General features: G+C 68.4%; 15 protein-coding genes. 5 read left to right on the top strand and 10 right to left on the bottom strand.

The window, feature by feature from the left end; translation table 11 throughout:
• Positions 1–258 precede the first annotated feature (258 nt).
• Positions 259–2,232 carry an ATP-dependent zinc metalloprotease FtsH gene (gene ftsH, locus GD429_RS21875; RefSeq protein ID WP_152859819.1) on the top strand — a complete coding sequence of 658 codons (1,974 nt, stop codon included), beginning with the start codon at positions 259–261 and terminating at the stop codon, positions 2,230–2,232.
• Between the two features lie 83 nt (positions 2,233–2,315).
• The gene (locus GD429_RS21870) at positions 2,316–2,783 is read left to right on the top strand and encodes an OsmC family protein (protein WP_152859817.1); all 468 of its coding nucleotides are present in this window, start codon (positions 2,316–2,318) and stop codon (positions 2,781–2,783) included.
• A gap of 7 nt (positions 2,784–2,790) precedes the next feature.
• On the opposite strand, the gene otsA is transcribed toward GD429_RS21870, so the two are convergent.
• The 3 genes from otsA to GD429_RS21855 all read right to left on the bottom strand — a co-directional run bounded on the left by otsA (position 2,791) and on the right by GD429_RS21855 (position 8,988).
• On the bottom strand, positions 2,791–4,197 hold the full coding sequence (otsA, locus tag GD429_RS21865) for an alpha,alpha-trehalose-phosphate synthase (UDP-forming) (protein ID WP_321574774.1): 1,407 nt from the start codon (positions 4,195–4,197) through the stop codon (positions 2,791–2,793).
• Positions 4,198–4,825: 628 nt separating this feature from the next.
• Positions 4,826–6,445, bottom strand: coding sequence for a methyl-accepting chemotaxis protein (locus GD429_RS21860; protein ID WP_152859815.1), 1,620 nt, complete (start codon positions 6,443–6,445; stop codon positions 4,826–4,828).
• 455 nt (positions 6,446–6,900) lie between these two features.
• The gene (locus tag GD429_RS21855) at positions 6,901–8,988 is read right to left on the bottom strand and encodes a TonB-dependent receptor (protein ID WP_227791710.1); all 2,088 of its coding nucleotides are present in this window, start codon (positions 8,986–8,988) and stop codon (positions 6,901–6,903) included.
• A gap of 453 nt (positions 8,989–9,441) precedes the next feature.
• Here GD429_RS21855 and adhP point away from each other — a divergent pair, with 453 nt between their 5' ends.
• A complete protein-coding gene (gene adhP / locus GD429_RS21850) occupies positions 9,442–10,470 on the top strand; it encodes an alcohol dehydrogenase AdhP (RefSeq protein WP_152859813.1) in 1,029 nt (342 codons plus the stop codon).
• A 62-nt stretch (positions 10,471–10,532) separates the two neighbouring features.
• Here adhP and GD429_RS21845 read toward each other — a convergent pair whose 3' ends face one another.
• The 3 genes from GD429_RS21845 to GD429_RS21830 form a co-directional block, all read right to left on the bottom strand.
• On the bottom strand, positions 10,533–11,975 hold the full coding sequence (locus tag GD429_RS21845) for a sialidase family protein (protein ID WP_152859811.1): 1,443 nt from the start codon (positions 11,973–11,975) through the stop codon (positions 10,533–10,535).
• Between the two features lie 463 nt (positions 11,976–12,438).
• The gene (locus GD429_RS21835; RefSeq protein ID WP_152859807.1) at positions 12,439–12,870 is read right to left on the bottom strand and encodes a MarR family winged helix-turn-helix transcriptional regulator; all 432 of its coding nucleotides are present in this window, start codon (positions 12,868–12,870) and stop codon (positions 12,439–12,441) included.
• Positions 12,867–13,784, bottom strand: coding sequence for a serine aminopeptidase domain-containing protein (locus tag GD429_RS21830; protein WP_152859805.1), 918 nt, complete (start codon positions 13,782–13,784; stop codon positions 12,867–12,869). Before GD429_RS21830 ends, GD429_RS21835 begins: the two co-directional genes overlap by 4 nt.
• 301 nt (positions 13,785–14,085) lie before the next feature.
• On the opposite strand from GD429_RS21830, the gene GD429_RS21825 reads away from it, so the two are divergent.
• Complete coding sequence (locus GD429_RS21825) at positions 14,086–15,051, top strand: ABC transporter substrate-binding protein (protein WP_152859803.1); 966 nt, start codon at positions 14,086–14,088, stop codon at positions 15,049–15,051.
• A 52-nt stretch (positions 15,052–15,103) separates the two neighbouring features.
• Positions 15,104–16,198: an LLM class flavin-dependent oxidoreductase gene (locus tag GD429_RS21820; protein ID WP_152859801.1), complete on the top strand. Its 1,095-nt coding sequence runs from the start codon at positions 15,104–15,106 to the stop codon at positions 16,196–16,198.
• Between the two features lie 100 nt (positions 16,199–16,298).
• Here the strand turns inward: GD429_RS21820 and GD429_RS21815 are convergent, their stop codons facing one another.
• The 4 genes from GD429_RS21815 to GD429_RS21800 all read right to left on the bottom strand — a co-directional run bounded on the left by GD429_RS21815 (position 16,299) and on the right by GD429_RS21800 (position 21,556).
• On the bottom strand, positions 16,299–17,234 hold the full coding sequence (locus tag GD429_RS21815; RefSeq protein WP_152859799.1) for an ABC transporter substrate-binding protein: 936 nt from the start codon (positions 17,232–17,234) through the stop codon (positions 16,299–16,301).
• A 34-nt stretch (positions 17,235–17,268) separates the two neighbouring features.
• Entirely contained in the window at positions 17,269–19,065 is a 1,797-nt protein-coding gene (locus GD429_RS41860; RefSeq protein ID WP_152859798.1) for an amino acid ABC transporter permease/ATP-binding protein, read from the bottom strand.
• An 81-nt stretch (positions 19,066–19,146) separates the two neighbouring features.
• Complete coding sequence (locus GD429_RS21805) at positions 19,147–20,499, bottom strand: LLM class flavin-dependent oxidoreductase (RefSeq protein WP_152859788.1); 1,353 nt, start codon at positions 20,497–20,499, stop codon at positions 19,147–19,149.
• A gap of 7 nt (positions 20,500–20,506) precedes the next feature.
• Positions 20,507–21,556 (bottom strand): LLM class flavin-dependent oxidoreductase, encoded by a 1,050-nt coding sequence (locus tag GD429_RS21800; protein WP_152859786.1) that lies wholly within the window; start codon positions 21,554–21,556, stop codon positions 20,507–20,509.
• Positions 21,557–21,587 lie beyond the last annotated feature (31 nt).

Raw genomic sequence — 21,587 nt, 5'->3', positions numbered from 1 at the left:
ATGCGCGACGCCCGCGCGCGAGCTAGACTGGATTCAGGGGCGGCGCGTCGCGGCGTGCCGCCCGGGCGACGATCGCCCGACGGCGCCGGCCGACGGCGCCGCCGCGGCGCCATCGAGGCGACGAGACGAGGCGACACAGCGAGGCGACGATGACGCGAATGGATGCCGTTTCCGCATGGCCGCCGATGCCGCGCGCCGGTCGCGCGCGGTTGTCCGCGTGAGTGCGCGCCGCACCGCGCGTGCGGCCGGGCGGATGTCATGGACAGGAAATTCGACTACCCGGGATTGCTGATCGCGGCGGGCTTCTTCGTGCTGTTCGCCGCGCAGTTGCTGATGCTGCACCCGGCTTCGGCGCCGATCGCGTACAGCGATTTCCACCAGCTCGTCGCCGCGCGGCTCGTCGACGATCTCGAGGTCGGCCCCGTGTCGATCACGGGCACATTGAAGATGCCGCAGGCCGGCACGATGCTGCCGGCGTCCGAAGCCGCGGCCGTGCAGCAGGCCGGTGCGCCGTGGCGCTTCACGACCAACCGCGTGACCGACGAGCACCTGACCGACACGCTGACCGCCGCCGGCATCCGCTATCACGGCACGCCCGACACGAGCTGGATCGCGTCGCTTGCTTCGTGGCTGCTGCCGCTCGTGCTGTTCGTGTTCGTGTGGAACATGATGCTGCGCAGGCGCGGCGGGCTGCAGGATTTCACCGGGATGGGCAAGAGCCGCGCGCGCGTGTACGTGCAGCAGGAAACCGGCATCACGTTCGACGACATCGCGGGCATCGACGAGGCGAAGGCCGAGCTGCAGCAGCTCGTCTCGTTCCTGCGCAACCCCGACCGCTACCAGCGGCTCGGCGGCAAGATTCCGAAGGGCGTGCTCGTCGTCGGCGCGCCGGGCACCGGCAAGACGCTGCTCGCGCGCGCGGTGGCCGGCGAGGCGGCCGTGCCGTTTTTCTCGATCAGCGGCTCGGCGTTCGTCGAGATGTTCGTCGGCGTCGGCGCCGCGCGCGTGCGCGACCTGTTCGAGCAGGCACAGCAGAAGGCACCGTGCATCGTGTTCGTCGACGAGCTCGATGCGCTCGGCAAGGTGCGCGGCGTCGGCCCGATGTCGGGCAACGACGAACGCGAGCAGACGCTCAACCAGCTGCTCGTCGAGATGGACGGCTTCCAGGCCGGCTCCGGCGTGATCATCATGGCCGCGACGAACCGGCCGGAGATTCTCGATCCCGCGCTGCTGCGGCCCGGCCGTTTCGATCGCCACATCGCAATCGACCGGCCCGACGTGAACGGCCGCCGGCAGATTCTCGGCGTGCACGTGAAGCGCGTGAAGCTCGCGGCCGACGTCGACCTCGGCGAACTCGCGTCGCGCACGCCGGGCTTCGTCGGCGCGGATCTGGCGAACGTCGTCAACGAGGCCGCGCTGCATGCGGCCGAACTCGGCAAGCCGGCGATCGGCATGGCCGACTTCGACGAGGCGATCGACCGCGCGTTGACAGGCCTCGAGCGCAAGAGCCGCGTGATGAACGCACAGGAGAAGCTGACCATCGCGTATCACGAGGCCGGCCACGCGCTCGTCGCGGAAAGCCGCGCGCACTGCGATCCGGTGAAGAAAGTGTCGATCATTCCGCGCGGCGTCGCGGCGCTCGGCTATACGCAGCAGGTGCCGACCGAGGATCGCTACGTACTGCGAAGGAGCGAGCTGCTCGACCGGATCGACGCGCTGCTCGGCGGGCGGGTGGCCGAAGAGCTCGTGTTCGGCGACGTGTCGACAGGCGCGCAGAACGATCTCGAACGCGCGACCGCGATGGCGCGCCACATGGTCATGCAGTACGGGATGAGCGAGAAGATCGGGCTCGCGACGTTCGACGACGGCGATGCGCGCCAGGGCATGCCCGGCGCATGGCATGCGGGCGCCGGACGCTGCAGCGAGCACACGGCTCGGATGATCGACGACGAGGTGCACGCGCTGCTGGCCGACGCGCATGCGCGGGTCGCGGCGACGCTCGGCGAAGGCCGCGATGCGCTCGAACGCATCGCGCGCCGGCTGCTGCAATGCGAAGTGCTCGAACGCGACGCGCTGAAGGCGCTGATCGACGGGCGCATCGAACCGTCGTCCGCAACGACGGCACCCGGTGATGAAGCCGGCCCGCGCGGCGACGCGCTCGCGCCGGAGCAGGCGTCGGTGGTCGAGCGCGATTTCGTCGCGTACGGGCCGCCGCGCGAACCCGATCGCTGAATGCGCCGCAAACCTGCGGCCGGCGCGTGTCGATGCGGCGATGCGCCGGAATTCCTTTCCCCCTTTCCAGCTACGGAGTCGCCATGAGCGAGGCGCACGTATCGGTCGAAGTCGCGCAGCAGGCGCGATTCGGCTTCGAAGTCAGGTTTGCCGGCACGACGCTGTCGCCGGTGCTCATCGATGAACCGCCGCCGCTCGGCGACGGGCGCGGGCCGAACCCGATCCGGCTGCTTGCCGCGTCGGTCGCGAGCTGTCTCGCGGCGAGCCTGCTGTTCGCGCTGAACCGGCAGCATGTCGATCCGGAGCCGGTCACCGCGCGGATCGACGTCGACATGGCGCAGAACGAAGCGGGCAGGGTGCGCGTGGGCGCGATGGCCGTGCGGCTGTCGATCGGCAAGACGTGGGCCGATCTCGCGGCGACGACGCGCGTGCTCGATCAGTTCGATGCGTATTGCGTGGTGACCGAGAGCATACGCGCGGGCATCCCGATCTCGGTCGATGTGTGCGATGTGAACGGCGCGGCGCTCGAATACGCGGCGACGGATATGTGAGTGCGCGTCAGGATTCGGTCGCGGCCGCGACTTCGGCCGCTTCGGCGAGCGCTTCGAGAAAACGCGTGCGCCACCAGTGCACGTCGGTCTTGCGCACGATCGCCATCAACGCGGAGTGACGCTGGCGGCGTTCTTCGAGCGGCATCGTCAGCGCGCGCTGGATCGCCTGCGCGGTGCCTTGCGTGTCGTACGGATTGACGAGCAGCGCCGGCTTCAACTGCTCGGCCGCGCCCGCGAAGCGCGACAGCACGAGCACGCCCGGGTCGGCCGCGTCCTGCGCGGCGAGGAATTCCTTCGCGACGAGGTTCATCCCGTCGCGCAGCGGCGTGACGAGCGCGACGCGGCTCGCGCGATAGAGGCCCGGCAAGCGCTTGCGCGCGACGGTGCGATGGATGTAGCGCATCGGCATCCATTCGAGTTCGCCGTAGTCGCCGTTGATCGCGCCGCACAGGCTGTCCATCTCGCGCCGCAGGTCGTCGTATGCGCCGAGATCCTCGCGGCTCGGTGCGGCGATCTGGATCAGCGTCGCGCGGTTGCGATTCTCCGGATACTGTTCGAGCAGCTGGCGGAACGCATGCACGCGCTGCGGCAGCCCCTTCGTGTAGTCGAGCCGGTCGACGCCGACCAGCAACTGGCGGCGCGAATATTCATCGCGCATCCGGTCGAACATGTCGATGCCGTCGCGATCGCGGGCGAGCGACTCGAACTCGTCGACGTTGATGCCGATCGGGAACGCGCCGGCCGACAGCGTGCGGCCGAACGCGCGCAGGCGGCCGTCGGGCACCCGCGCGGCGCCGGCTTCCGCTTCGACGTAATGCTCGAAGTGGAGCAGATCCGATTCGGTCTGGAAGCCGACGAGGTCGTACGCGAACAGCGAGCGCATCAGCCATTCGTGTTCGGGGATCGCGGCCATGATCGGCGGCGGCGGCATCGGGATGTGCAGGAAGAAGCCGATCGGATTCGTGCAGCCCATCGCGCGCAGCTCGGCGGCGAGCGGAATCAGCTGGTAGTCGTGCACCCAGATGATGTCGTCGGGCCGCAGCAGCGTGCGCAGCTTGCGCGCGAACAACTGGTTCACGCGCCGGTAGCCGTCGGCGAAGCGCCGGTCGAACTGCGCGAGATCGAGCCGGTAGTGGAACACCGGCCACAGCACGTTGTTCGAATAACCGAGGTAGTACGCGTCGTAATCCTGCGGATCGAGATCGATCGTCGCGAGCTGGATCCCGCCGACGTTCTGGATCTGCACCTCTTCGCCATGCGAGGGTTGATCGTCGGCACCGCGTAGCCTGCCGCTCCAGCCGAACCAGACGCCGCCGGTTTCCTGCAGGCTGTCCTTCACGGCGACGGCAAGGCCGCCGGCCGCGGCTTTACGGGGATCTGCGATGCGATTGGATACGACGACGAGTCGGCTCACCAGCTCTCCTGAAGATTGTTGGGGGAAGGTTCGTGCGGCCGGGGCGCGAAGCGGACGCCGCCATCGGCGCGCTGCGCGCGATGCGATGGGGCCGCAATGCGATCGAACGGGAATCAGGGCGCGCGATTCGCCGTCCGACCGGGGAGTGCTTTTTTTAGGATACTCGTCATTCGCCAGTTTTAAAAGGCTGCATCGGCGAGCGGCGCGGACGCGAATGGAGCGCGATATCCATGACATCGGTGTGGCAACGCGTGATGCAATGCCGGGATCGAAACTTGCACGGCGGAGGAAGGGGGGAACATCGGGCGGTGATTCGAGTCGGTGTGCGAGCGTGCGAGCATGAGTACGTCCGCACTTGCGCACGATGCCGCGCCGTTCGTCGGTGATCGTCGGCGACGGCCTTCGATGCAGCTACGCGCGATGCGCGACCTACATGCGCGCGTGCCGCGAACGTACGACGCGCAGCGGCGACGCGCGACGTCGTACGCGCGCACCGGGCTCGCCGGATGGCGACGATGCGCAGCCGCACCGCGTGCCGCGCGCGGCCGCGCATCGCGCGGTGCGCGCAAGCGCGGCGCAGGCGGACAACCGGGGCAGCGTATGCATCGTGGTCTCCTTGCCGCATCCGTTACGCGGCGGCCGGCTGCCGGTGACGCGCGTCGGCGCCGTGCGCATACATGCTCGGCGACGTCGCGTGTGCGCCGGGCGGCATCCGGAACGCGGCGACCGTTTCGGACAACTCGCGGCCCTGTGCCTCGAGCGACTTCGATGCGGCCGCGGCCTGTTCGACGAGCGCCGCATTCTGCTGCGTCGTCTCGTCCATCTGCGTGATCGTCAGGTTCACCTGGTCGATGCCGCGGCTCTGCTCGGCCGACGCGGCCGCGATCTCGCCCATGATGTCCGTCACGCGCGCGACGGCCAGCGTGACGTCGGACATGGTCCTGCCGGCTTCGCCCGCAAGCGCCGAACCGTCCTTGATGGTCTGCACCGACGCGGAGATCAGCGCCTTGATTTCCTTCGCTGCCGTCGCCGAACGCTGCGCGAGACTGCGCACCTCGCCCGCGACGACCGCGAAGCCGCGGCCCGTTTCGCCCGCGCGCGCTGCTTCGACGGCCGCGTTCAGCGCGAGGATGTTGGTCTGGAATGCGATGCTTTCGATGATGCCCGTGATGTCGGCGATCTTCGACGAGCTGTGGCCGATCTCCGTCATCGTGTCGACCACGCGGCCGACCACCGAGCTGCCGCGATGCGCGACCTCCGACGCATTCGAGGCGAGCGTGCTCGCCTGCTGCGCGTTTTCCGCGTTCAGCCGCACCGTCGACGTGAATTCCTCCATCGTCGCGGCGGTTTCCTGCAGCGACGCGGCCTGTTCCTCGGTGCGCTGGCTCAGGTCGAGGTGGCCCGACGCGATCTCGCTCACCGCATGCGCGATGCTGTTCGACGAATCGCGCACGCGGCCGACGATGCCGATCAGCCGCTCGTTCATCGTCCTCAGCGCTTCGAGCAGGTCGCGCGTTTCGTCGTTGCCGCTCACCGGGATGCGGCTGCCGAGATCGCCGCTCGCCACCGTGCGCGCGACGTTCACGGCCGAGCCGATCGGCACCGTGATCTTGCGCGTCAGCCACAGGCCGGCGCAGGCCGCGATCGCGACGGCGATCAGGCTGATGCCGGCCAGCAGGTTGCGCTCCGTCGTGTAGCGATCCGCGAATTGCCGCGCGATCGCGCGTTCGCGTTCACGCGTATAGGTCGCGTACGCGTCGGTCGCGCGCATCAGCTGCGCGAGCAGCGGGCGGCAATGCTCGTCGATGTCGGCGATCGCCTCGTCTTTCCTGCCGGCCTGCGCGAGCGCGGCGATGCGCAGCGCGACGGGGCCGTAGCTCGTTTCGACGCGCACGATGTCGGCCACCAGTTCGCGCGCGCGATCGGCCGTGTCGGTCGCGTTCGCCATCATCTCGTTGAGCTTCGCGAGACGTTCCTGCACGTCCTTGTGCGCCTGGTTCACTTCGGCCAGTTCGAGCTCGATGTCGGATGGTTGGGTCACGAGCACGAGATTGCGCGCGGCGATCGCGCGCCGATCGACCGCGGTGCGGACTTGCGCGGACAGGTTCGCCCGCGCGTTGATGCCGTTCATGTAGCGGGAAAACTCGGCGTTCGTATCGGACAGCGCCTTGAGGGCCATGCCCGACACGATCACGACGACCGCGGCGAGCAGGCCGAAGCCGCCAAGGAGTTTTGTCTTGATGCTCATTCTGGCGATTTTCACGTCGTGCCCCCGCGCGAGTGGTTGGTAAATGGAATTTATTGTTCGACCAGATACGGGCTCGTTCAGGCATTAACGGGTAATGCCGGATGATTCTTTACCCTTAAAAACCCCCGATATTGGTTTTTTTAGTGCTGGGAGCCTTGTGGGACGGGTGTTATTGATCACGATCAAAAAGCCGCGCGTCACGCGTTTATACGTGGAATTCGAATCAGGTTTTATTGTTTAAATCCAGAATCGCTTTTTAAAACAATCGTCTGATGATTTTATTTCGATTTGTCGGCGAATAATGGAATTTTCTTGCGGGTGAATTCGGGGAGTGCGCCGATACGCGTTATCGGCGCGCGCCGCGTGGTTGGCGGCAAGGGCGGAAAAAGAGGAATCGGCGCCGGATGTCATCGCGCCGGACAGGCCCGCGGCGGGCGCCGCGGGCCGCGTGAGGGTCAGAACGTGGTGCGCAACCCGGCCAGCACGCTGCGGCCGCCTTCGGGCGCAAAGCCGCGCACGACCGAAGTCGAATAGCGGATTTCCTGGTTCGACAGGTTGTCGCCGCGCAGGTATGCGAGCCAGTGCGTGGCGCCGACGCGGAACTTGTAGGTCAGCATCACGCCGAGCGACGTGTAGCCGTCCGTCGAGAAGTCGTTGTCGGGCACGCGATGCTGCGACCATGCGTGCGTGACCTGCGCGCGCGCGCCGAACGGGCCGTAGCCGTAGTCGGCCGCGAGCGTCGCGCGCAGCGGCGCGATGCGCGGCAGCGGCTGGCCCGTGTCGACGTTGCGCGCGTGCGTGTAGTCGGCCGTCAGTTCCAGGTCGACCGTATGGCCGCGGCGCGAGAACGCGCGCCATTTGCCGTCCAGCTCGATGCCGTAGAACTCGGCGCGCACGCCGCGATAGATCGCCTCGTTCAGCGAGCCGTCTGCGCCGGGCGCGACGGGCTCGCCGTCGTCGTTCACGACGCGGCCCGTGTTGTACTCGGTCAGGTAGTTCGAGAAGCGGTTGTAGAACACGCCGACGCTGCCGCGGTTCGGGCCGCTCGCATAGCGCAGCGACAGGTCGGTCGACACGGCCTTTTCCTTCGACGCGTTCGGGTTGCCGATCAGGAACTGGCCGGTCGCGTCGTGCGGGCCGTTCGAATACAGCTCGTAGAAGGTCGGCGCGCGTTCGGTGTACGCGACGTTCGCCGCGACCGACCACACGGGCGTCAGCGAGAACAGCGCGCCGGCCGACAGGCTGCCTGCGTTGAAATCGCGGGGCTGCGCACCCGCGAATTTCTCGACGCCGGCCGGATCGGGGTCGACCTTCACATGCTCGAAGCGGCCGCCGACGCTCAGCTTCAGCGCGGGGACGACCTGCCATTCCTCGAGGCCGAACAGCGCGACGCTGTTGGTGCGGGTGGACGGCACGAGCATCTCGTCGCCGAGCGCGGAGAACGTATTCCGGCCGAACTGCACGCCGATCGCGCCTTCGAACGGGCCGATCTTGCGATGCCGCGCCTCGATGCGCGCCTCGTAGCCGCGGTTGCGGAAGGTGGTCGCCGTCTCGCCGTTGTCGACTTCCTTGTGGCGATAGTCGGTGTACGCGAAGTCGAATTTCAGCTTCGTGAACGGCCCGCTCAGGTTGCGCACCTCGGACGCGAGCGCGAGGCGTTCCTGGCGCATCCGCAGCCGCACGTCGCTCTCCGCGACGGAGCCGTAGTTCGATTCGTAGCCGCTGTACGACAGGCCCGCGAAGCCGTCTGCCCACGTGTACGACGCGCCCACCGCGCCGCCGTGCACGCGGCCGTCGCTGTTCGGCACGCTGCCTTCCGGCTGCGGCGTGTCGGGGCCGTCGATCGCGCGCTGCGCGCTGCTGCGTGCGTAGCCGGGAATCCGCAGCTTGCTCGTTTCGCGGTCGAACGCGTCGACGTGGAACGCGAAGCGGCCGTTGCCGCCTTCGACCTGCGCGGCGCCCGCGCGCACGGAATTCGCGCCGCCGTAGCGCGCGTCGAGCGCACCCGTCACGCCTTCGATCGCTTCGCGCGGAATCCGGTTGTCGATCGTGTTGACGACGCCGCCCACCGCGTTGCCGCCGTACAGCAGCGCGGCCGGGCCGCGCACGATCTCGACGCGTTCGATCGACAGCGGATCCTGCGGCACCGCATGGTCGTACGACAGCGACGATGCGTCGTAGGACGCGATGCCGTTCTGCAGCAGCCGGATCCGGTCGCCGTCCATGCCGCGGATGATCGGGCGGCTGACCATCGGCCCGTAGGTGGTGGTCGACACGCCGGGCAGCCCGTTCAGCGTTTCGCCGAGCGAATCGGCCTGGCGGCGCGTCAGTGCGTCGCCGGAAAGCTGGACGGTCGGCGCGATCAGTTCGGTATCGCCGAGGGGGTTCGCGGTCACGAAGATCGGTGCGAGCGCGGTCGTTGACGGTGTGCCCGACGCGGCGGGTGCATCGGACTGCGCTTGCGCGGCGGCGGCGAGCAGCATCAGCGAAAGGGGCGAAAGGGGCGAAAGCGGGCGTAGCGGTAGACGAGGGAGGTCGCGCATGGTCGGTGAATCGGTTGGAATTGGATCGGATAACGAGCGATGCGGGTCACGGCTGGATACGATATATTGTTGCGTCTGTGGCGCGGAGTGACCCGTTGGAACATGGCTCGGCGAGGCTCGGCCACCCACGGTGGAACGGCGTCGGCGGACGAGCTCGCGAAATGATATGTTATATCATTTCAAATTCCAAGCCGGATGTCGGCTGTACGTACGGCTTCCGTCGTGTCGTCGAAATACCGGCTCGAGCGGAAGGTGTCCTGGCCGATGATCGCCCGCGACTACGACCGGTGCGGCGTGGAGCGAAGCGCCGGGCGCCCGACCGCGTCGCGCCGCCGTGCGACGCGGTGATGCAGCCGCGATTGGCGGATAGCGCGCATCGCGTTGATACGCATCAACGTCCTCCGATTCCGAAACCGGATACTGGGTCGCTCATCGACCAGACAGGAGCGACGCATGACGCAAACCATGAAAGCGGCCGTGGTGCACGCATTCGGCGAACCGTTGCGTATCGAGGAAGTGCCCGTGCCGACGCCGGGCCCCGGCCAGATCCTCGTCAACATCAAGGCGACGGGGGTCTGCCATACCGATCTGCACGCGGCCGACGGCGACTGGCCCGTGAAGCCGTCGCTGCCGTTCATCCCGGGCCATGAAGGCGTGGGCATCGTCGCGGCGGTCGGCGCGGGCGTCACGCACGTGCGCGAGGGCGACCGCGTCGGCGTGCCGTGGCTCTACAAGGCCTGCGGCCATTGCGAGTACTGCTACACGGGCTGGGAAACGCTGTGTCACGACCAGCAGAACACCGGTTATTCGGTGAACGGCAGCTACGCGGAATACGTGCTCGCAGATCCCGACTACGTCGGCCATCTGCCCGCGCAGGTCGCGTTCGACGAGATCGCGCCGATCCTGTGCGCGGGCGTGACCGTCTACAAGGGCATTCGCGTCACCGATACGCGCCCCGGCCAGTGGCTCGCGATCTCCGGCGTCGGCGGGCTCGGGCACGTGGCCGTGCAATACGCACGCGCGATGGGCCTGCACGTCGCCGCGATCGACATTTCGCCCGACAAGCTCGCGCTCGCGCGGCAGCTCGGCGCGGAACTGACGATCGACGCATCGGTCGACGATCCGGCGAAGGTGATCCAGAAAGAGATCGGCGGTGCGCACGGCGTGCTGGTCACGGCGGTGTCGCGCAGCGCGTTCGCGCAGGCGCTCGGGATGGTACGGCGCGGCGGCACGGTCGCGCTCAACGGGCTGCCGCCCGGTGATTTCCCGTTGCCGATCTTCTCGACGGTGCTGAACGGCATCACCGTGCGCGGCTCGATCGTCGGCACGCGCCGCGACCTGCAGGAATCGCTCGATTTCGCGGCCGACGGCCTGGTGCGCGCGCATATCCATCGCGACCGGCTCGGCAACATCAACGACGTGTTCGCGAAGCTGCGCGAAGGCAAGGTCGACGGCCGCATCGTGCTGACCGACATGCAGTGACGCAGAGGCGGCCGCCGCGCGGCGGATGACGTCGCGACGGCGGCCGTGCTGCCCGGTTCACATCATTGGGCGAAGAACACGTCCGTGCGGTTCGTCAGGTTGCCCGCGCTGGTCTGGATGAAGAACGGATGGAACGACGACGACGGGCCGACGTCGAGGCCCTGGTAGTCGCCGATGAAGAAGCCTTCCGCGTTCGGCGCGAGCTTCATGTCGAACGGGCCGGCGACGCGCCGCTCGGCGACGAACGTGGTGCCGCCGTCGATCGAGATCTTGCGCCAGAAGCCCGTCGGCAGCGTCGTCGTGTTCCCGGCCTGCAGGTCGCGGAAGTCGTAGTGGGTGACCATCACGGCGCCCGCGTTGTCGACGCGCACCGACGGATTGAAGGCAGGCCTGCCGGTCGGCGTGTTGACCTGCAGCGGCGCGCTCCACGATGCGCCGCCGTCCTTCGACGTCGATAGCGCGATCTCGTCGTACTTGCCGCCGTTGAAGCGGCTGTCCTGCCACACGACGTAAAGCTGGCCCGACGCGGGATCGATCGCGGGCTCGGGAATGATGTCGCCGGTGCGCACCGGTTCGCCGGTGTTCGGGTCGGTCACGCCGACCGTCTGCAGCCCCGCGATCACCTGCGGCTTCGTCCACGTCGCGCCGTCGTCGGTCGACTTGATGAACGCGACCTTGCCCGCGGCCTTGCTGAACGGCGGCTGGATCAGGTTGAAGAAATCGTAGAGCGTGCCGCTCTTCGGATCGACGACGATCTGGTTGCCGATCGTCTGCTGGCGCGACGGCACGTGGACGATGACCTTCGCCTTGCTCCAGGTCTTGCCGCCGTCGGTCGTTTTCGAGAACAGCGTCGGCCCGCGGAACGCCTGCGTGTGCAGGTTCGCGTACGGGTTGCCGTTCGGCAGTTCGAGGCGGTCCCATACCGCGTACGCGGTGCCGGCCTTCACCGGGTTCGCCGTCACCGATTCCTTGTCGTTGAAGAACTGCGTCGTCGGTTCGTTGTTCGCGACCAGTAGTGCGGGACTGCTCCACGTCTGCCCGCCGTCGGTCGATACCGAGCCAGCGACCGCGTTGCCGTTGTTCGACTGGTTGAACGTGATCGCGACCGAGTACGCGGTGCCGTCCGGCCCGATCGACACCCACGGATCCGACGCGCGTTCGTACGACAGCCCGCCCGGCGCGCACGCGCTGAACGGCTGCGTCGTCCGCGCCCAGGTGGCGCCGCCGTCGAACGTGTAGCCCGCGACATGGCCGTGCGCGCCGCCGTTCGACCAGCGGTCCTGCTGCCACACGCCGATGATGTTTTGCGGGTTGGCCGGATTGACCGCGAGCCACGGTTCGACCTCCGCATTCACGTAGACGGTGCCGGGCCCGCCGATGGTGCAGGCGGCGTATGGGCTCGGGCCGGACACGAGCACGGGATCGGCGTGCGCGGCGGCACAGGCCAGTGCCATCGCGGCGGGCAGGCAGGTGAAAAGCGGGTGGGACACGATAGTGCGTCGCATGAACTGCTCCTCGTTGACGTGCAGCCGCGATGGTGCGGTGGAACGAGGCGGCGCGAGCCGATGCGCGGCGGCACCGGCCGCCCGGATCGGGGCGCAGCAGCGGCACGCACGATGCGTGCCGCCGGGACGTGTCGTTCAGGATGCCGCTTCAGCCATCGCAATCCGCGTGCGCTGGATACCGCCAGCACTTCGGTCAAGACTCCTATTGATTTTTATTGCTTGTGACGGATGTGTCGTTGATGCCGCCCGGCGGGGAGGCCGGTTCGGGCAGGCGAAGAATGCGTAGAAGTGGATTGCAATGTAGATGATCCGGATGCTGCGCGGCAGGCAATTTTTTGTAACAGAGCGTAGCCGGAAAGCGTTGCCGAACGCGCGCAGACGCGCGGGCAAAATTTGCCGCGGCGAGCACGGCAAATCGAAACGGAAAGATGAATCGCTATCGTTTCCGCCTGACGCCCGCTGCTCAGCGTTCCGTCGGAAACCGGTCCTGCAATGCGTGCAGCCAGCGCGCGACGATATCGAGTTCCGCGTCGGAAAACCCGTCGCACAGCTTGCCGTTCAGTTCGCGCAGCAGCACGCGCGCGCGCTTGAGCGCCGCGTGGCCTTCGTCGGTCAGGTACAGGCGCGTCGCGCGGCCGTCGTCCGAATCGGCGTGGCGCGTGAGCAGGCCGGCTTTCGCCATCCGGTCGGCGAGCCCCGTCATCGCGGACGGCGCGAGCTGCAGCGCGGCGCCGATTTCACCGATCAGCGCGCCGTCCTGCTTCGCGAGACAGAACAGCACGCCGGCCTGCGCGGCGCTCGCGCGCGTATCGGTCTCGGCCTTGCGGTCGACCCAGCGCTGCACGCGCCGCTGGCCGATGTTCAACAGGAAAAACAGTCGTCGGTCTTCGCTCAAGCTGGGTTCCCGGCTGCAATGGAAAGGGATGGACGGCCCGCGGCGCGCGGCGTGTCGAGTGCCTGCGCGAGCCAGTCGGCCAGGTCGGGCCACAGCACGGCGCCGGGCCGGCTGCGGAAGAAGCCCATGTGCCCGACCGGGCCGCTGTCCGCCGCGCGCGGATCGATCTGGCGGCGTTCGACCGCGGCGCGCGTCAGATAGCTTACCAACAGGTCGATCGCGGCCGGGTTCGCCCACGGATCGTCGTCGAAGCCGAGCGCGAGGATCGGCAGCCGCTGTTTCGAGAAACGATCGGCCGCGCCGAGCGTCGGATCGTCGAAGAAATAGTGCGGCAGCGTCGTCCAGCGGCTCCATTCGCGGAACACGCCGGCCGGCAGGTCCTCGCCGAGCCCGAGCCGCTTGCCGGGCACGTAGCCGAGCAGCGCGGACATCAGCGGGCCCAGCACGCGCAGGATCAGCCGCACCTTCAGGCGTTCGGCAGCCTGCGCGATCAGTCGCGTGCTGCCCGCGTGCGCGGCGACGAGCACGGCCGCGCGCAGGTGCGTCGTGCTCGCGGACAGCCCGATCGCATGCCCGCCGACGCTATGCCCGACCGCCAGCAGCGGCAACCCTTCGTATGCCTGCCGTGCCCATGCGGTCGCGGCGCCCACGTCGAGCTCCATCCAGTCGCGCATGCGGGCCTGCAGCCTGCTCAGGCGCGCGGGCCGCGACGCGTCGATGCCGCGGTAGTTGTAGGTCAACGCAGCGAAGCCGCGTTCGGTCAGGAAGCGCGCGAATCCCGCATACAGCCGCTCCGGCACGGCCGTCGCCGGATGGATCAGCACCAGCGCGCGCGGTTCGGCATCGGGCGTCCACAGCGTGCCGCGCAGCGGATAGCCGTCGATGGCGGAAAACTCGATGGGTTGGGAGGTCATGGGCATCCTCGTTCCAGGTGGTTATTTCGTATGCGAAATATAATCCTGGATTTATTTCGCGCGCGAAATATCTGTCGAGGAATCATTCGAACGGCGGGTGCGGGAGGGCGGCGTCCGGCGTCGCGTGGTGCTGTTCGCTTCATAAAATATTTGCATCTTTGCATAGAAGAATATTGCGTTTGTGTCATGAAGTGGATCGCCGTATCTTCACTGGTTCCATCCGTTGCGCCGGCCGTTTCTCACGGCGGACAACGAGGCGCCGCCGTTTCGCGGCAGCCCGCCAACCATCCGGGAGATCACGTTGCTGAGCCGAATCGTCACGGCGCTCTTGCTGGCGCTTGCCGCGCAGCCGGGCATCGCGAAAGACACCGTCACGCTGCGCGTCGGTGAACAGAACTACTTCAATATCCAGGCCTCGATGGAGGCGTCCGGCGCGCTGAAGGACCTGCCTTATACGATCGAGTGGAAACACTTCCAGGCCGCCGCGCCCGTCGCCGAGAGCCTGAACGGCAACGCGATCGACATCGGCTTTCTCGGCGATTCCGCGCTGCTCACGCTGGCCGCGCGCGGCGCGCCGGTGAAGGTCGTCGCGGTGTCGCGGCAGAGCCTCGACGGCGTCGCGATCCTCGTGCCGAAGCATTCGCCGGTGCGCACCGTGGCCGACCTGCAGGGCAAGACCGTCGCCGTGTGGCGCGGCGCATGGAGCCAGCAGCTCGTGCTGCGCGCGCTCGAACACGCGGGCCTGCGCGCGGATTCGGTCAAATATGCGTACCTGATGCCGATCGACGCGACCAACGCGCTCGCGAACGGCTCGGTCGATGCGGTGTCGCTGTGGGAGCCGTTCGTCAGCAGGCTGGCGCTGCGACAGGGCGCGCGGCCCATCACCACCGCACAGGGGCTGATGCCCGCGCTGAGCTTCGTCGCCGCGAACGAGCAGGCCGCGTCGGGCAAGCGCGCGGAGATCACGGATTTCCTGAAGCGGGTCGTGGCCGCGCGCCAGTGGGTCGACAGCCATCCGCGCGAGTATGCGGACCTGTGGTCGAAGCGCGCGAAGCTCGAGCCCGATGTCGCGTACCGCTGGCTCGACAATGCGAAGCAGCGCGTGGGCCCGGTCGACGACACGGCCGCGAAGGATGCGCAGAACACGGCCGATTTCCTGTACAAGGCCGGCGTGATTCCGGCCGCGTACGACACGTCGAAGCTGCTCGACCGCTCGTATGCGGGCGCGTTCGCGGCGCCTGCGCAAAAGACGGCCGCCGCGCAGTAATCGCGCTATCGCATCACCGATTCCCGATCGAGAACCAGAAGGACATCCTGACATGCCAGTCGACATCATCGGCATGATCACCGCGACGCCCGGCGCGGAGGTCGACGTACCGGGCGGCGCGGCCGTCCAGCCCGACTACGTGCGCCGCTTCGCGCAGGCGCACGAGGCGGCGGGCTTCGACCAGATCCTGGTCGGCCATTTCAGCAACGCGGCGGACGGCTTCATCGTCGCGTCGTTCGCGGCCGCCGCGACCGAACGCATCCGCATCCTGCGCGCGCACCGGCCCGGCGTGATCGTGCCGTCGGCGGCCGCGCGGCAGATCGCGACGCTCGACGTGTTCAGCGGCGGCCGGCTCGCGCTGAACGTCGTGTCGGGCGGCGACGATACGGACTTGCAGCGCGACGGCGATTTCGTGCCGCACGATGCACGCTACCGCCGCACCGGCGAGTATCTCGACGTGCTGAAAGGGATCTGGCTGGCCGATGCGCCGGTCGACCACGACGGCGAGTTCTACCGGCTGCGCGGCGCGTCGCCGCTCGTGAAGGGCTCGCAGCGGCCGCATGTACCGATCTATTTCGGTGGATCGTCGCCGGCCGCGCTCGCGGTCGCGGGCGCGCACGCGGATGTCTACATGACGTGGGGCGAGCCGCTCGCATCGGTGCGCGAGCAGATCGCGCGCGTGCGTGCCGCCGCCGCGCCGTTCGGGCGCGCGCCGCGCATCAGCGTGTCGTTCCGGCCGATCGTCGCCGATACCGAGGCCGCTGCATGGGAGAAGGCCGAGGCGATCCGCGAGCGCGTGCGCGCGGCGCGGCTCGCGAACGGCCAGCCGATCGCCGGCCACGCGCCGCAGAATGCCGGTTCACAGCGGCTGATGGCCGCCGCCGCGCAGGGCGACGTGCTCGACGAGCGCTTGTGGATGGGTGTCGCGAACCTGACCGGCGCGCGCTGGAATTCGACGGCGCTGGTCGGCACGCCCGAACAGGTCGCGCGGGCGCTCGGTGCGTATTACCGGCTCGGCGTGTCGACGTTCCTGATTCGCGGGTTCGATCCGCTCGACGATGCGCAGGCCTACGGGCGCGATCTGATTCCGGCGATTCATGCGCAGGTCGCGGAGCTCGACCGGTATCAAGCGGCGGTGACGGCATAGGCGCGACTCGGCGCCGAACGGTACTGCTTCGACTCGCCCCGGTATTTCCATCGTGGAATGCCGGGGCGATGTCATTTCAGGCATCGACGCATCGACGCCTTCAGAACGACGGCAACCCCGGCGGATTGGTCTCCGCGCGAGCGATCGCCTCGCTCTGCAAACCCCATCGCGCGAGCGCCTGCCCGTATCGGCCGTTGCCGATCAGCGCATTGGTCGCGAGCGTCAGCGCGGACGCGAGGCCGCTGCCGCGACGCGTCGCGATCGCGACGTCGGCATTGTTCGGCCAGCCCGCATTGACCACGCCGACACGACGGATCTTGCCGCTGCGCGCAGCCTCGTACGAGAGCGACGCGTTCGGGTTCAGCTCCGCATCCGCACGGCCCGACAGCAGCGCGACGCGCGCGGTCGCATCGTCGTCGAAATAGAGCAGCTCGGCGGGCTTCAGCCCCTGCGCGACGTTGCGTTTGCTCCATTCGAGCAGGATGCGCTCCTGGCTCGTGCCGGCACCGGTGATGATCCGCAGGCCCGCGATGTCCTTCGGCTCGGCGATCTTCGCGATCGGGCTGCCGGTGCGCACATAGAAGCCGTGCAGCCCGAGCCGGTAGGTCGTGAAATCGTATTTCTCCTTGCGCTTCTCGGTCACGCCGACGTTCGAGATCACCGCGTCGTACTTGCCGGACGTCAGCCCGAGCGGCCAGTCGGCCCATGCGATCGGCATCAGCACGAGCGTGCGGCCGAGCGCATCGGCGACGAGCTGCGCATAGTCGGGATCGGCGCCGACCACGGTGCGTGCGTCGGTCGCGTAGGTCGATACGGGCGGCGCGTGCGGTGAAATCGCGACCGTGAATGCGCCGTCGCGCACCCAGCGGTAGCCGCTCGCCTCGCGGATGGCCGCGTCGTCGCGCGACGCGCGAATCCGGCCGGCCTGGCGCGGGTCGAGGTCGGCGGTTGCAGCCGCCGCGTGCGCGATGCGCGAAGGCAGGCTGCCGGATGCCGCGACCAGCGCGGCGGTCATGAATTGACGTCGATCGATCATCGTGTGGCGCCCCGGGTATCGGAAGGGATGCGCATCACAGCACCCGCGACAGGAACGCGCGCGTGCGCGGATGCGACGGCGCGTCGAGCACGGCGGCCGGCGGCCCGGCTTCGACGATGCGCCCGCGCTCCATGAACAGCACGTTGTCCGCGACTTCGCGCGCGAAGCCGATCTCGTGCGTGACGATCACAAGCGTCGTGCCCGAGCGCGCGAGTTCCTTGATCACGTCGAGCACCTCGTTGACGAGTTCCGGATCGAGCGCGGACGTCGGCTCGTCGAACAGCAGCACCTTCGGACGCAACGCGAGCGCCCGCGCGATCGCGACGCGCTGCTGCTGGCCGCCGGACAACTGGCGCGGGTACGCATCGGCTTTATCCGCGAGACCGACGCGCGCGAGCAGCATGCGTGCGGTGCGCTCGGCGGCATCGCGCGTGACGCCGGCGACGGAAAGCGGCGCCTCGATCAGGTTCTCGAGCACCGTCAGGTGCGGGAACAGGTTGAAATTCTGGAACACCATCCCGACGGCCGTGCGCCGCTTCAGCACGTCGCGCTCCTTCAGCTCGTGGAGCACGTCGTCGTCGCGCCGATAGCCGATCAGTTCGCCGTCGATGTCGATGAAGCCGTCGTCGACGCGTTCGAGATGGTTGATCGTGCGCAGCAGCGTCGACTTGCCCGATCCCGACGGCCCGACGATCGCGGTCACGCTGCCGCGCGGCGCGACGAACGACACGTTGTCGAGCACGCGCTGCATGCCGAACTGCTTCGATACGCCATGCACGGCCACTTCGCCGCCCGCGCGCGGCACGGTGGCGGCAACGGTATCGGTATCAGTATCGCCTGCGGCCCGCGCGATCGACGCCGAATGGCGCGACGCGGCACGCCGCCACAGCACGCCGATGCGCGCGAGCGCGAACGTGAGCACCGACGGCGGCGGATTGCGCAGCGCGCCGCGCGCATAGTGCCGCTCGACCTGCACCTGGATCGCCGACAGCACGGTCAGGATGATCAGGTACCAGACGGTCGCGACCATCAGCAGCGGAATCACTTCGAGATTGCGGCGATAGATCACCTGCACCGTGTAGAACAGCTCGGGCATCGCGAGCACGTACACCATCGACGTGCCTTTCGCGAGCGTGATCAGGTCGTTGAACGCGGTCGGCAGGATTGCGCGCATCGCCTGCGGCAGCACGATCCGCGCGGTCTGTCGGCCGCGAGGCAGCCCGAGCGCGGCGGCCGCTTCGAGCTGGCCCTGATCGACCGCGAGAATACCGCCGCGGATCACCTCCGCGGAAAACGCCGCGTGGTTCAGCGTGAGGCCGAGCACGGCCGCGAGGAACGGGCTGATCAGGTCGGTCGTCGGCGCCTCGAACCACACGATGCCGGTGGACGGCACGCCGAGCCGCACATGCTCGTACAGGTAGCCGAGGTTGTTCAGGATCAGCAGCAGCACGATCAGCGGAATCGAGCGGAACAGCCACACGAAGGTCCACGCGCTCGCGGAAAGCAGCCGCGAACGCGACAGCCGGGCCAGCGCGACGAACGCGCCGAGCACGAAGCCGAACACCGCGCCGAGCAGTGTCAGCACCAGCGTGCGCGCGAGCCCCGACAGCACCGGCGGCGACAGGAACCATTCGGCGAACACCGGCCAGCCCCATTGCGGGTTGCCGAGGATCGAATGCAGCGCGATCGCGATCAGCACGACGGCGAGCACGGTGCCGGCCGTGCGCGCCCGGTGGCGCGCGGGCACGATCCGGAACCGCGTGCCGGGCTCGCGCGCGCCGGCGGAAGAGAGCGGCGGCAGCGCGCCGCCGAGGTGGGTCGTGTCGCTCATGTCGTTGGATGTCCTCGAATCGGTCGGAAGCGCCGCGCACGGGCGGCGCGGCGCGTCGGCCCGTGGCCGGGCCGCGGTGTGTCAGGCGTGTGCTTCGGCCGCCGTTTCCTGCGCGGCGCCGGGCGCCGCGTGGCGGCTCGCCTTGCGCGGCAGGCCAAGGTGGTCGCGCAGCGTCGCGCCGGGCAGGTCGCGGCTGTAGCGGCCGCGCGCCTCGAGCACCGGAATCACGAGTTCGACGAAATCGTCGACGCCTTGCGCCTGCACCGGAAAGCCGAGGATGAAGCCGTCGCCGGCGCCCGCGTCGTGCCAGCGGATCAGCTCGTCGGCGACATGCTCGGCCGTGCCGATGAAGTTCGGGCGCGGCGTCGCGACCGCGAGCGCCGTCTCGCGCAGCGACAGGCCTTTGTTCTTCGCGTCGGCCTTGATCCGGTCGGTGGTCGAGCGGAAGCTGTTGCGGCCGAGGTCGCCGAGTTCCGGGAACGGCGCGTCGAGCGCGTATTGCGTGAAATCGTGGTGATCGAAATAGCGGCCGAGATACGCGAGCGCCTCGTCGATCGTCAGCAGGTCGCGGATCGCCTGGTATTTGTCTTCGGCCTCGGCGGCCGTGCGGCCGACGATCGGCCCGACGCCGGGGAAGATCTTCACGTCGCCGGCTTGCCGCCCGTGCTCGACCGCGCTTTGCTTCACGCGCCGCGTGAACGCGGCCGTTTCGTCGAGCGACGGCGAATGCGTGAACACCGCGTCCGCGTATTTACCGGCGAGCCCGATGCCGGTGTCGGACGAGCCGGCCTGGAAGATTACCGGCTGCCCTTGCGGCGAGCGCTGGATGTTCAGCGGGCCCGCGACCTGGAAGAAGCGGCCGTGATGATCGAGCGTATGCAGTTTGTCGCGATCGAAGAAGCGGCCGGTCGCGCGGTCACGCACGAACGCGTCGTCGTCCCAGCTATCCCACAGGCCCTGCACGACGTCGAGGTATTCGTCGGCGATCTCGTAGCGCAGTTCGTGATCCGGATGCGCCTTGCCGAAATTCTTCGCGGTGCCTTCGAGCGGCGTCGTCACGACGTTCCAGCCCGCGCGCCCGCCGCTGATCGCGTCGAGCGACGCGAGCTGGCGCGCGACCGTGAACGGCTCGCTGTACGACGTCGAGATCGTGCCCGCGAGCCCGATCTTCTTCGTCGCGACCGCGAGCGCCGATAGCACCGTCAGCGGCTCGAAGCGGTTCAGGAAGTGCGGGATCGACTTCTCGTTGATGTAGAGGCCGTCCGCGACGAACGCGAACGCGATGCCGGCGGCTTCCGCCTTGCGCGCGATGCCGATCGCGAAATCGAGGTTGATGCTCGCGTCCGGCGGGTTGCTCGGGTGCCGCCATGCATTCATGTGGCTGCCTGAGCCTTGCAGCATCAGGCCGAAGGGGATCGATCGTCGGGTCGTCATGGGAGCGTCACGCGTTCTGGTCAGGGGAGAGGGAGCGGTCGGCCGCGAGGGCCGCATGCAACGGCGTGGCCGACAGCGCGCCGCCGAGCCATTCGACCGACGTGAGCCGCGCCGCGTAATCGGTCACCGGCGAATCGATCACGAATGCATCGACGTCGAGCCGCCGGCTCAGCGTATCGAGCGCGCGGTGCACGCGCTCGGGCGTATCGGCCAGCACCGTCGGGCGCAGTTCGTCGATCCGGTAGTCGGACGCACCGCTTTGCCGCGCGAATTCGGCGGCCGCCTGCGCGCTCGCGAGGTTGAAGCTCTGGCCGCCCGCGAACTGCAGCTTGAAGATCTTCAGCGGCCCGATCAGCTGCTCGGCCTCGTCGCGCGTCGGCGCGGCCACCGCGTACAGCGCGACGAGCGGCCGCGTGCCGCCCGCGCTGCGGTATGCGTCGAGCGACCGCTCGAGATTCGCGTCGTCGCCGTTGAAATGCCCCGCGTAGCAGAAGCGCCAGCCGTGGCGCGCGGCTAGCGTGCCGCTGTCCGGCGAGCCGCCGAGCAGGATGCGTTCGGGCGGCTGCGGCGGCACCGGCATCGCGACCGCGCCGGCGAGCGGATGATCTTCGGCGACACCCCAACCGAGAAACGCGTCGAGCTCCGCGAGCTGGCCCGCGAAGTCGGGCTTGCGCGCCTTGTCGTGGAACCACTGCAGCGCGCGCGTGGTCAGCGGCAATCCGCCGGGCGCCTTGCCGATGCCGAGATCGACGCGGCCCGGCGCGAGCGCGGCCAGCAGCTTGAACGCTTCGGCGACCTTGAACGGGCTGTAGTGCTGCAGCATCACGCCGCCCGAGCCGACGCGGATGCGCGACGTGTGCGCGAGCAGGTGCGCGACGACGATCTCCGGCGCCGAGCTCGCGAAGCCCGGCGTGCCGTGATGCTCGGCGACCCAGAAGCGCTCGTAGCCGAGCTGTTCCGCGCGTTGCGCGAGCGTCGTGGTGAAGCGCAGTGCGTCGGCGGCGTTCGCGCCGTCGGCGATCGGACTCTTGTCCAGCAACGAAAGCGAATAAGACATGGTGAGCGGCGTTCCTGCGTGAGACGTGGAT

It is taken from the genome of Burkholderia sp. BE17 (genome assembly GCF_009362305.1).
In the GTDB taxonomy this organism is placed as follows: domain Bacteria; phylum Pseudomonadota; class Gammaproteobacteria; order Burkholderiales; family Burkholderiaceae; genus Burkholderia; species Burkholderia pyrrocinia_C.
This window is presented reverse-complemented; position numbering and strand designations above follow the sequence as displayed.